The 11,161-nt window shown below is 29.9% G+C and carries 11 protein-coding genes; 9 read left to right on the top strand and 2 right to left on the bottom strand.

All coding sequences use genetic code 11. The annotated features are described in order from the left end of the window. Positions 1 to 66: 66 nt before the first annotated feature. The 9 genes from JEY78_RS05160 to JEY78_RS05120 all read left to right on the top strand — a co-directional run bounded on the left by JEY78_RS05160 (position 67) and on the right by JEY78_RS05120 (position 9,442). Positions 67 to 1,074: a MoxR family ATPase gene (locus JEY78_RS05160; RefSeq protein ID WP_291847546.1), complete on the top strand. Its 1,008-nt coding sequence runs from the start codon at positions 67 to 69 to the stop codon at positions 1,072 to 1,074. Positions 1,075 to 1,152: 78 nt separating this feature from the next. Next, the gene (locus tag JEY78_RS05155; protein ID WP_291847543.1) at positions 1,153 to 2,025 is read left to right on the top strand and encodes a DUF58 domain-containing protein; all 873 of its coding nucleotides are present in this window, start codon (positions 1,153 to 1,155) and stop codon (positions 2,023 to 2,025) included. Between the two features lie 33 nt (positions 2,026 to 2,058). Next, on the top strand, positions 2,059 to 3,651 hold the full coding sequence (locus JEY78_RS05150; protein ID WP_291847540.1) for a hypothetical protein: 1,593 nt from the start codon (positions 2,059 to 2,061) through the stop codon (positions 3,649 to 3,651). A gap of 3 nt (positions 3,652 to 3,654) precedes the next feature. Next, on the top strand, positions 3,655 to 4,659 hold the full coding sequence (locus JEY78_RS05145; RefSeq protein WP_291847537.1) for a VWA domain-containing protein: 1,005 nt from the start codon (positions 3,655 to 3,657) through the stop codon (positions 4,657 to 4,659). A 40-nt stretch (positions 4,660 to 4,699) separates the two neighbouring features. Beyond that, positions 4,700 to 5,086: a four helix bundle protein gene (locus JEY78_RS05140; protein ID WP_291847534.1), complete on the top strand. Its 387-nt coding sequence runs from the start codon at positions 4,700 to 4,702 to the stop codon at positions 5,084 to 5,086. Between the two features lie 6 nt (positions 5,087 to 5,092). Then, positions 5,093 to 6,130 (top strand): VWA domain-containing protein, encoded by a 1,038-nt coding sequence (locus JEY78_RS05135; RefSeq protein WP_291847531.1) that lies wholly within the window; start codon positions 5,093 to 5,095, stop codon positions 6,128 to 6,130. After that, a complete protein-coding gene (locus tag JEY78_RS05130; RefSeq protein WP_291847528.1) occupies positions 6,117 to 6,896 on the top strand; it encodes a tetratricopeptide repeat protein in 780 nt (259 codons plus the stop codon). Before JEY78_RS05135 ends, JEY78_RS05130 begins: the two co-directional genes overlap by 14 nt. A 37-nt stretch (positions 6,897 to 6,933) precedes the next feature. Then, positions 6,934 to 8,688 carry a BatD family protein gene (locus JEY78_RS05125; protein ID WP_367158767.1) on the top strand — a complete coding sequence of 585 codons (1,755 nt, stop codon included), beginning with the start codon at positions 6,934 to 6,936 and terminating at the stop codon, positions 8,686 to 8,688. 1 nt (position 8,689) lies between these two features. Further along, complete coding sequence (locus tag JEY78_RS05120) at positions 8,690 to 9,442, top strand: tetratricopeptide repeat protein (protein WP_291847521.1); 753 nt, start codon at positions 8,690 to 8,692, stop codon at positions 9,440 to 9,442. Here the strand turns inward: JEY78_RS05120 and JEY78_RS05115 are convergent. Continuing rightward, the gene (locus JEY78_RS05115; RefSeq protein ID WP_291847518.1) at positions 9,439 to 10,551 is read right to left on the bottom strand and encodes a TlpA disulfide reductase family protein; all 1,113 of its coding nucleotides are present in this window, start codon (positions 10,549 to 10,551) and stop codon (positions 9,439 to 9,441) included. The two genes, JEY78_RS05120 and JEY78_RS05115, sit on opposite strands and share 4 nt — an antisense overlap. 50 nt (positions 10,552 to 10,601) lie before the next feature. Next, on the bottom strand, positions 10,602 to 11,126 hold the full coding sequence (locus JEY78_RS05110; RefSeq protein ID WP_291847516.1) for a CvpA family protein: 525 nt from the start codon (positions 11,124 to 11,126) through the stop codon (positions 10,602 to 10,604). Between the last annotated feature and the right edge of the window lie 35 nt (positions 11,127 to 11,161).

The raw sequence follows: 11,161 nt of genomic DNA, 5'->3' as shown, positions 1-11,161 counted from the left end.
AAAAAAATCGGCTATTTGCACCGTGTTATAAAGCATGTTAAATTCACGCGTTTAAAAACAATAAATATGATTCAAGAAAATAATAGTTCCGTAGATATAAGAGCTATCAATGAAAAAATTGAAAAAGAAAGCGCCTTTGTTGATTTGTTAATTATGGAAATGAACAAAGTAATTGTTGGTCAGAAACATATGATTGAACGATTATTAATAGGTTTGTTAGGTAATGGACATATTTTATTAGAAGGTGTGCCTGGATTGGCAAAAACACTTGCCATAAATACATTAGCAAAAGCTGTTCAGGGAGATTTTAGTAGAATTCAGTTTACGCCAGATTTATTGCCAGCAGATGTTATTGGTACTATGATTTATAGCGTAAAAGACAATGATTTTACTATTAAAAAAGGTCCAATTTTCGCAAACTTTGTGTTGGCAGATGAGATTAACCGTGCACCAGCAAAAGTGCAATCTGCTTTACTGGAAGCTATGCAAGAGCGTCAAATTACTATTGGAGACACTACTTTTAAATTAGATGTGCCTTTTTTAGTAATGGCCACTCAAAACCCAATAGAGCAAGAAGGAACCTATCCTTTACCAGAAGCGCAAGTAGACCGTTTTATGTTAAAAACGGTGATTGATTATCCTAAAATGGATGAAGAGCAATTAATTATGCGTCAAAATTTAAATGATGGTTTTGCAAATGTAAATGCTGTTGCTTCATTAGAGCAAATTAACAGAGCTCGTCAGGCGGTGAAAGAAGTGTATATGGATGAGAAAATTGAAAAATATATTTTAGATATTATTTTTGCAACTCGTTATCCAGAAAAATATAACTTATCAGATTTAAAAGGATTAATAAGTTTTGGAGCTTCACCACGTGGAAGTATTAACTTAGCAATGGCATCAAAATGCTATGCATTTATTAGAAGAAGAGGATATGTAATTCCAGAAGATGTAAGAGCCGTTGTACACGATGTATTACGTCATAGAATTGGTGTTACTTATGAAGCTGAAGCAGAAAATATTACTTCTGAAGATATTATTAATAAAATTGTTAACGAAGTAGAAGTACCATAGAGAGTTTCATGGTTTATGGGTTGAATGGTTTAAAGGACTTTTCAACTTTCAAACTTTTTAACTTTCAAACTTTAAACAATGGATACTAAAGAAATACTTAAAAAAGTTCGAAAAATAGAGATTAAGACACGTCGTTTGTCTGATCATATATTTTCAGGTGAATATCACAGTTCATTTAAAGGGCGTGGTATGACTTTTTCTGAAGTTAGACAGTACCAATATGGTGATGATGTGAGAGCGATTGACTGGAATGTTACTGCACGTTATAACGAACCATTTGTAAAAGTTTTTGAAGAAGAACGAGAATTAACAATGATGTTGATGGTGGATGTGAGTGGCTCAGAATTTTTTGGAACTACACTACAATTTAAAAGAGATACCATTACAGAAATTGCTGCAACCTTAGCTTTTTCAGCAATTCAAAATAACGATAAAGTAGGTTTATTACTTTTTTCAGATGAAGCAGAATTATTTATTCCACCAAAAAAAGGAAAAAGTCACGTACTTAGAATAATTAGAGAATTAATAGAATTTCAACCAAAAAGCACCAAAACAAGTATTAACGGAGCGTTGAAATTTTTATCGAGTGTCATGAAGAAAAAAGCCATTGTTTTTGTACTTTCTGATTTTATGGATGATCATTACGAGCATACATTAAAAATTGTTGGTAGAAAACACGATGTAACTGGTATTAGAGTTTTTGATAAACACGATGTAGAAATGCCAAATGTAGGTTTGGTACCAATGTTAGATGCCGAAACAGGAAAAACAATGTTAGTGAATACTGCTTCAAAAAGTGTGAGAAATGGTTATGCGGAGCATTATTTAAAATCTGTAGATTATTTCGAAAAATCTTTTAACCATAGTGGCGCAGGAACTATTAGCTCTAGAATTGATGAGAGTTATGTAAAAAAATTATTGGGTTATTTTAAACAAAAAGGAACAAGATAATAAATGAAATTGATTGGGTTGAACGCATTTAAAATGAAAAAACTTTTTTTATTTAGCATATTTTTTATAGGATTATTGAGCTATTCTCAAGAAAATCCTGTGTCAATTTCAGTTGATAAAACTTCCATTAAAATTGGAGAACAAATTCAATTTAAAATTGCAGTTAAAGGCAATAGCAATATTGTTTTTCCAACGATAAAATTAGATAGTTTAGGAAAAGTAGAACTTGTAGAAGCTTTACCAACAGACACTTTAAAAAGCCAACTTGAAAAAAAGTATTTATTAACTAGTTTTGATAGCGGGGTATATATTATTCCAAGACAACAAATTTTAATTAATAATTCAAAATATTTAACAGACTCTTTGTTGATTAATGTTGCAACCGTACAAGTTGATACGCTTAAGCAAAAAATGTTTGAAATTAAATCCATTAAAAGTGAACCAAAAACTTTTGATGATTACAAGCATTTATTGTGGTGGTTGCTTTTATTAGTAGCATTAATTGGAGTTGCATTGTATTTTATTTTCAGAAAGAAAAAAGAGAAAGAAATTGTTGTGTATGTAGCACCAATTCAAGAAGCGTTTAAACGTTTAAAAGAATTAGATGAAAAACAGTTATTGCAACAAAATAAAGTTAAAATTTATTATTCAGAATTAACAGATATTGTTAGAACTTATATAGAAAAGGACATTAATATTCCAGCGTTAGAATCTACCACAAATGAGTTAATTGAAACAATTAATGATTTTAATGAATCTAGTAATATAGGTATTTCTAAAGAAACAATTCAACAGTTAAAAAGAGTATTGCAAAGTGCCGATTTAGTGAAATTCGCCAAATCTAACCCAATTGTTGAAGAAATTAAAGAGGATAGAAATACGGTTGAATTAATTTTAAAAGACACACAAGTTGCGGTTCATAAAAACGATCCTGTGGAAGTTGAAAGCAACATAGATACTGCGATTCAATCAATAGAAAAGCTAGTTAAGAAAAAGAAAAATAATGTAGTAAAGTACATTTTAATAATTGTTGCAGTTCTTATTTTAATTCTAAGTGTACTGGGCTATTTTGGCTATAAATATGTAAAACAAAATGTGATTGGATCTACAACATCTGAAATGATAGATAGCCAATGGTACACAGCTAGTTATGGTTTTCCTGAAGTTACAATAGAAACTCCAGAATTATTAAAATTAGAATCGGTTCACTTGCCAGAAAGCGTAATGTCGGTTGTTGGAGATTATACAATTCATACCTTTGGTAGTTTAATTAGTGATTTTTATATTGCTGTTAATTCAACAAATTTTCTAAGAGAAATGGGAAATATAGATTTGGATGCAGGCGTAAAGGGATCATTAAAAGAAATGGAACAAAGTATGGGTACAATTTTTTCAAATTATGAAGAAGAATCAATTACAAATAACGGATTGGAAGGAAAAAAAGTAACTGTAAATTATCAAAGAAAAAGTTTATTAACGTCTGAATTAACAGATTATAAATTAACAATGTTATTTTTTGCTGATACTAAAAGTATGAGACAAGTAATAGTTTCAAATTTAAAAAATGAAACTAATGCTAATAAAATAAGTGAACGAATTATCAATTCTGTGCGTATAAAACCATAACCAATGTTAAGAAATTTTGAATTTTTACATCCGCAGTTTTTATGGTTATTACTATTAATACCATTGTTAGCTGTTTGGTATTTTTTAATTAGAAAAAATGATAGTACAAGTTTATTGGTGTCAAGCACCAAAGGTTTTCAAGCTAAAACGTCTATTGTTGCCAAGCTAAAACCAATATTGGCAATTTTAAGAATATTGGCAATTGCGCTGTTAATTATTGCTTTGGCTAGACCAAGAATAGTTTCAGTGAGTCAGCATACTAAAACTAATAAAGGAATTGATATTGTAATGGCAATAGATGTTTCTGCAAGTATGTTAGCGCGAGATTTAAAACCAAATAGACTAGAAGCACTAAAAAAAGTAGCAGCACAATTTGTAAATCAACGTCCAAATGATAGAATTGGAATTGTAGTATATGCGGGTGAAAGTTTTACACAAACACCAATTACAAGTGATAAAAGAATTGTTCAAAAAACAATTTCAGAACTAAATTGGGGAGAGCTAGATGGCGGAACAGCGATAGGAATGGGATTGGGTTCTGCTGTAAACAGATTAAAAGATAGCAAAGCTAAAAGCAAAGTAATTATTTTATTAACAGATGGTGTAAACAATACAGGTTTTGTTGATCCTAAAACGGCTACAGAATTAGCGATTGGACTTGGAATTAAAGTATACACCATTGGATTAGGAACAAACGGAATGGCTTCTTTTCCTTATGCAAAAGATCCAAGAACGGGTCAGTTATTATTTAGAAATTCACCCGTTGAAATTGATGAAGCTTTATTAAAATATATTGCTAAAGAAACCGGGGGAAAATATTTTAGAGCTACTGATAACACAAAGTTAAAAGCTATTTATAATGAAATAAATAAGCTAGAAAAAACAGAAATTGAAGAGTTTAAATATTATAATTATCAAGAAGATTATAGAATTTTAGTACTATTAGCAGGTCTGCTAATTTTTATTGAAATGTTATTAAAACACACAATTTTTAAAAGTTTTATTTAAATTTAGTTGATAGGTGTTTTAGTTGAAAAGTGTAAAAGTTATGGAGTATGAATTTTCATTTGAAAAATTAGAAGTTTGGAAGTGTTCTGTTGATTTATCAAAAACAATATATCAATTAACAACTAATTTTCCAGAAAATGAAAAGTATGGATTGGTAAGTCAGTTAAGAAGAGCATCAGTTTCAATTGCATCTAATTTAGCTGAAGGAACTTCAAGACAAACTAATAAGGATAAAGCTCATTTTACAACTTTGGCTTTTAGCTCATTAATGGAAGTTTTAAATCAAGTAATTATATCAAAAGAATTAAATTTTATTTCAGAAGAAAATTATGTCAAAGTAAGGGTAGAAATAGGTAAAATATCGAGAATGTTAAATGCTTTACGAAAAGCGCAAATAAACCATTCAACTATTAAACCATTAAACTAATAAGAAATGTATCAATTAGAAGAACCAACATATTTTATATATTTAGCAAGTATTCCAGTAATATTTGTGTTGTTTTTGTTGGTGTTGTGGTGGAAAAAAAGAAAACAAAAACAATTTGCAGACAGTGGTTTAATGGAAAAATTAAGTCCACAAATGTCTACCTTCAAATCTTTCTTAAAAATTGGAGTAATTTGCGTTGCTTTAGCATTTTTGGTTATAGCATTGGTTAATCCAAAAATGGGAACAAAGCTGGAAACTATAAAGCGACAAGGAGTTGATATTGTTTTTGCTTTAGACGTTTCTAAAAGTATGTTAGCAGAAGATATTGCGCCAAGTAGATTGGAAAAAGCCAAGCAAATAATTACTAAAATTATAGATAATTTAGGAAGTGATAGAGTTGGAGTTATTATTTATGCGGGAAATTCCTATCCATTATTACCAATAACAACTGACCACGCTGCAGCAAAAATGTTTTTACAAAATGCTGATCCAGATATGGTGTCAAGCCAAGGAACTGCTATTAACGAAGCCATTAACAGAGGAATTACGTATTTTGATATGAAAGAAAGAACCAATAGATTTTTATTTATTGTTTCTGATGGTGAAGATCACGAAGAAAATGTTGCTTACGCGGCTGAAGATGCTACCAAAGCAGGAATTAAAATTTTCACTATTGGTATTGGAACAGAAAAAGGTGGTCCAATTCCAATTAAAGAAAATGGAAATGTTATAAGTTATAAAAAAGACAATAAAGGAGAAGTTGTTATTACGCAATTAAAGCCAGAGGTTTTAAGTGAAATTGCTTCGGAAGGAAACGGAAAATACATTGATGGAAATAGAACTCAAGAAACTATTAAAACCATTGAAGATTTATTGTTAAAAGCCGAAAAAAACGAATTTGAAACTAAACAATTTTCAGATTATAAAGACCAATTTCAGTGGTTTATAGGTTTTGGCTTATTATTCCTTTTAATAGATGTATTATTGCTAGAGAAGAAAACGAAATGGATTCAAAAATTAAATTTATTCAATGAAAAGAAATAGTTTAATCATAGTATTTTTAACGTTTACAACAATGTTATTTGCCCAACAGCCTAATCAAGAACAATTAGAGCGCGAAGCAAGAACTGAGGTAAGGGAAGGAAATAAACTGTACAATCAATTAAAATTTTCCGATGCAGAAGTTGCTTATAAAAAAGCACTTTCTAAAAACCCAAATTATGGTAAAGCGGCATATAATTTAGGAAACACCATTTATCAACAAGGAAGAAGTAAAGAAGCGATTGCAAATTATGAATTGTCAGCAAAAGCAACTAAAGATAAAATGAGTAAAGCGGAGATTTTTCATAATATGGGAAATTCTTTTATGAAAGAAAAACAATATGCACAAGCAGTTGAAGCTTATAAAAACTCTATGAGAAATAATTCAAAAGACGATGAAACTCGCTATAACTTAGCATTGGCTCAAAAACTTTTGAAAGACCAACAAGATAAAGATAATAAGGATAATAAAGACGATAAGAATAAAGATAATAAAGATAAAGACGGCGGCGATAAAGATAAAAATCAAGATAAAAAAGACGATAAAGATAAAGGAAAGGACAAAAAAGATGATAAAGGCGATGAAAAGAAGGATGATAAACAAGATCCTGAGAAAAAAGAGCAACCACAACCGCGTCCAAATCAATTATCGCCAGAGCAAATGAAACAATTGTTGGATGCTATGAATAATGAAGAAAATAAAACACAACAAAAGATGAATGAGCAAAAATCAAAAGGTAGAAAAATTAAACAAGAAAAAGACTGGTAATTTATAACAATAACCAATTTTTGAACCAATGAAATTAATGAAGTTTTACATACTAGGTTTTTTAGTACTTACATCACAAGTATTTTTTGCTCAAATTGAGTTTGAAACATCTGTGAGCAAAAATACTTTAGGCGTAAATCAACGTTTTAGAGTAGAATTTTCTGTAAACAAACAAGGTGCAGATAATTTTAGACCGCCATCTTTTAATAATTTTAAAGTGGTAGGTGGCCCAAGTTCATCTGTAAATCAATCGTGGATTAACGGTAAAGCAAGTTTTTCACAATCGTATATTTATATTGTAGAGCCTAAAAGTGAAGGGGAATTTATTATTGAACCTGCAACTATTGAATATGAAGGAGAAACCATTAAATCTAATCCTGTAAAAATTACCGTTTCTAAAGCGGTAGAAATTCCAAAAGATCCAAATAATCCAGAGTATGTAGCACAACAAAACATCCATTTGGTAGCGGAAGTTTCAAATTTAAGCCCGTATGTAGGTGAGGGAATTTATGTGGTGTACAAACTTTTTGTTAGTGAAAACATAAGCGTAAATGATTGGAGAGTTACGGAATCTCCACAATATAACGGATTTTGGAATCAAGATATTGAGGTGAGTGAAATCAATGTGCAAAAAGGAAAATATAATGGAGAAGATTATAGATATATAGTACTTAAAAAAGCCGTTTTAATTCCACAAAGAGCCGGAGAATTAATTATTGAACCAATGATAATGGACTTTTCTGTAGGAATTCCTACAGGAAGAGGCGACTTTTTTGGGAATATGATTACCAGAAACATTAACTATTCAACTGCTTCAGCTATAAGAAATGTAAAAGTAAAAGAGTTGCCAGAAGCTGGGAAACCAATTGATTTTACGGGTGCAGTTGGTGAATTTGATTTTAAAGTTGTAGCAGATAAAAATCAGCTAAAAGCAAATGACGCAGCTCAAATAATAGTAGAAGTTACAGGTAGAGGAAATTTAAAATTATTCGAAATCCCTAAAATAACCACACCAACAGAATTGGAAGTGTACACCCCAGAACATAAAGAAGAAGTTTCAACATCTTTAAATGGTTTAAGAGGAAGTATTTCAGATATTTACACGGTGGTACCGCAATATAAAGGAAAGTATAAAATTCCTGAGGTTAGTTTTTCCTATTTTAACACTACTGAAAAGAAGTATAAAACCATTCAGGTAGACGCTATTATTATGGAAGTGCTAGAAGGTAAAGATTTGCCTTCAACAGTAGATTCAACTTCAACTATAAAGCAAAAAGTGGTTGCTAATAACAACAACTTTAGGTATATTGATTTAGATACGGAATTTAAACCAATTAAAGAGCCAGAATTTTTACATTCAACAGCATTTTATTTATTGTTATTGTTACCATTTTTAGCCATACCAATTGCCATTTTTATAGGTAAAAAACGTGCAGAACGTGCTGGAGATATTTTTGGAAATAAAATTAGAGTAGCGGACAGATTGGCTAAAAAATATCTATCACAAGCTAAAAAACAATTGGGTAAAAAAGAAGCGTTTTATATTGCGTTAGAGAAGGCATTACATAATTTCTTAAAGGCAAAATTACAAATAGAAACCTCTGATATTTCAAAAGAAAAAATTTCAGAAATATTAAAAAATAAAGGTATTGAAGAAGTTACCATAAAAGATTTTATGGATGTTTTAAATGATTGTGATTTTGCGCGATATACGCCAACAACAAATGTAATGATGGAACAGGAGTTTGAAAAAGCAAAAGAGGTGATTACTAAAATTGATAAACATTTGTAATATGAAAAAATTAGTGATTTGTTTTGTAGTACTTTTTAGTGTGTTGTCGTATTCACAAACGCCAGAAAAGTTGTTTTCTAAAGCGAATACTTTTTATAAAAACGGTAACTATTCCAAAGCAATTGAAGGGTATTTGTCTATTGAAAAGCAAGGATTTCAATCGGATGAGTTGTTTTATAATTTAGGAAATTCGTATTACAAATTAAATAAAGTGGCGCCATCTATTTATTACTATGAAAAGGCGTTAAAAATAAACCCTGCAAATGAAGATGCTATTTCTAATTTAGCTTTTGCGAAAAGAATGACGATTGATGTTATTGAAGAGTTACCTAAATCTTTTTTACAACGATTTTCCGCCAATGTAATTCAAAAATTCTCTTTTGATACTTGGGCAATTATTGCTGTAACTGCTTCATTTATTGCAGCTTTGTTGTTTTTATTCTATTATTTTTCATCTGAAACAAAAGTTAAATTATTGTTTTTTAATACGTCTATTTTAGTAGGTTTTATGATGGTACTCAGTGCGTTTTTTGCATTTAAAAATTACGACATTGTTAAAAACACTAAAACAGCCATTATTTTTAAGGATAAAGTAGATGTTAAAAATGCGCCTACAAATACTAGTGAAGATGTTTTTGAGTTACACGAAGGTACTAAAGTTCAAATTTTAGATGAACTTGATAATTGGAGAAAAATTAAATTAGCTGACGGAAAAATTGGGTGGACAACAGCCAATAAGTTGAAAGAAATTTAATTAAAAAGTGTTTCTATTTTAGCTTTTAAATGCTTTCCGTGTAGGTTTGTTGCAACTATTTTTCCGGTTTCATCAATTAAAAAATTGGTTGGTAATGCTGCTATGCCGTATTCAATGGAAATAGGTGTTTTAAACCCTTCTACAGTGGAAACATTTGGCCAAATTCGCTGGTCTTTCTCAAGCGCTTTTAGCCAGCTTTCGGTTTTAGAGTCTAATGAAATTCCATAAATTTCAAATCCTTTCTTGTTGTAATTTGCATACAATTCATTTAACAAACTACTTTCAGCTCTGCACGGTGGACACCAACTTGCCCAAAAATCTATTAACGTGTATTTTTTACGAAGGCTATCAAGCTCAATAATTGTTCCAGCAGCATTTGGCATTTTAATGTTTGAAATTACACGTCCAACACTTGTTTTTTCTAACAGTTGAACGCGTTTTTTTAATTTAGTAGTAATTGCTATGGTTGGATATTTTTCTTCAAAACTGGCAGTTAATTCTTTATAAAACAATAAATTTTCTTCACCATTCCAACGAATTGATGTTGGGTAAATAGCAATTGAAGTTCCCATTTTTTCTTTAATAAAAGCGGTTAGTTCATTTATATGCTTTTTATAGTTTTCAACTTCAAGCTCTCTTAATTCAGTAATTTCTTGTTCACTAGCTGTTTTTTGCACTTCTTTAATTTGGGTTCTAACGGAATTCACCAATCGGTTTAACGATTTTTTTCTAAAATCTTCATACGCATTTAGTAAATCGGTATCAACAGAACCTTTTACGGTAATAGCTTCAATATTTTTACCATTTAAAACGATATGCTGTCCTTTATCAATGGCTAATAAAACAGTTTTTTCAGTATCAAAAGTTAAGTTATATAGGGCAGGTTCCAAAAAATAAACCGAATTAAACTCCCCTTTTTTATTAATTTTTAAAGTGTCAATAACAGTGGTAGTATTGTTTTGAAAATCATCTACTATGGAAAGGACCACATAATTTTCTTTTAAATTTAAAACTTTCCCCGAAATACTAAACGATGCTTCATTTTTATCTGCACAACTGCTTAAAATTATAAAAAATAACACAAAAATTAACTGTAAAAATGTACGCATACTTTTAAATTGATTTTAAACTTTGACGCTAGTTTTTGTAAAAACTAACATTAATTAGTAGAAGTATTTATAATTTCATCTTCTTTATCTTCTCCAACTTTTAAAAAGTTAGGGAAAATAGCCGGAGCTAACATTTTAATTGGTTTAAATAAAATAGCATTTTCTTGTTCTTCTTCTGAAACAAAAGGAATGGTGTTATTTAGTTTTGAAAAAACAATGAGTACAATACTTAAAATTAATCCAATTTTTAAACTGCCAAAAAAGCCTCCAAGAATTTTATTTAGTAAACCTAACGAAGCAAAATCAGCTATTTTGGTAAATAGTTTTCCAATTAAAGTAATTGTTAAAACAATAATGGCAAAAGTGATAGAAAACGAAATTATTGTTACAAATTTTTCATCCCAAGAAACGCTGTTTGCTAAATAATTCCCTACAAAATAGGAGAAGTGAATTGCGCCGTAAATACCAGCAATTAATGCTACTAAACTGGCAACTTCAACAAACAAACCTTTAAATAATCCTCTTATAAAACCAAAGAGTAAAAGTGCCGAAATTATGATGTCAAAAGTATTCATTTCGTTGTTTTTGTAAATATACATGAATCGATTTG

It is taken from the genome of Lutibacter sp. (genome assembly GCF_016342705.1).
Classification (GTDB): Bacteria; Bacteroidota; Bacteroidia; order Flavobacteriales; family Flavobacteriaceae; genus Lutibacter.
This window is presented reverse-complemented; position numbering and strand designations above follow the sequence as displayed.

Excerpts from the sequence above, each read along its gene's own strand:
- JEY78_RS05160 (WP_291847546.1), top strand. The coding sequence starts at position 67 with ATGATTCAAGAAAATAATAGTTCCGTAGATATAAGAGCTATCAATGAA.
- JEY78_RS05155 (WP_291847543.1), top strand. The coding sequence starts at position 1,153 with ATGGATACTAAAGAAATACTTAAAAAAGTTCGAAAAATAGAGATTAAG.
- JEY78_RS05150 (WP_291847540.1), top strand. The coding sequence starts at position 2,059 with ATGAAAAAACTTTTTTTATTTAGCATATTTTTTATAGGATTATTGAGC.
- JEY78_RS05145 (WP_291847537.1), top strand. The coding sequence starts at position 3,655 with ATGTTAAGAAATTTTGAATTTTTACATCCGCAGTTTTTATGGTTATTA.
- JEY78_RS05140 (WP_291847534.1), top strand. The coding sequence starts at position 4,700 with ATGGAGTATGAATTTTCATTTGAAAAATTAGAAGTTTGGAAGTGTTCT.
- JEY78_RS05135 (WP_291847531.1), top strand. The coding sequence starts at position 5,093 with ATGTATCAATTAGAAGAACCAACATATTTTATATATTTAGCAAGTATT.
- JEY78_RS05130 (WP_291847528.1), top strand. The coding sequence starts at position 6,117 with ATGAAAAGAAATAGTTTAATCATAGTATTTTTAACGTTTACAACAATG.
- JEY78_RS05125 (WP_367158767.1), top strand. The coding sequence starts at position 6,934 with ATGAAGTTTTACATACTAGGTTTTTTAGTACTTACATCACAAGTATTT.
- JEY78_RS05120 (WP_291847521.1), top strand. The coding sequence starts at position 8,690 with ATGAAAAAATTAGTGATTTGTTTTGTAGTACTTTTTAGTGTGTTGTCG.
- JEY78_RS05115 (WP_291847518.1), bottom strand. The coding sequence starts at position 10,551 with ATGCGTACATTTTTACAGTTAATTTTTGTGTTATTTTTTATAATTTTA.
- JEY78_RS05110 (WP_291847516.1), bottom strand. The coding sequence starts at position 11,126 with ATGAATACTTTTGACATCATAATTTCGGCACTTTTACTCTTTGGTTTT.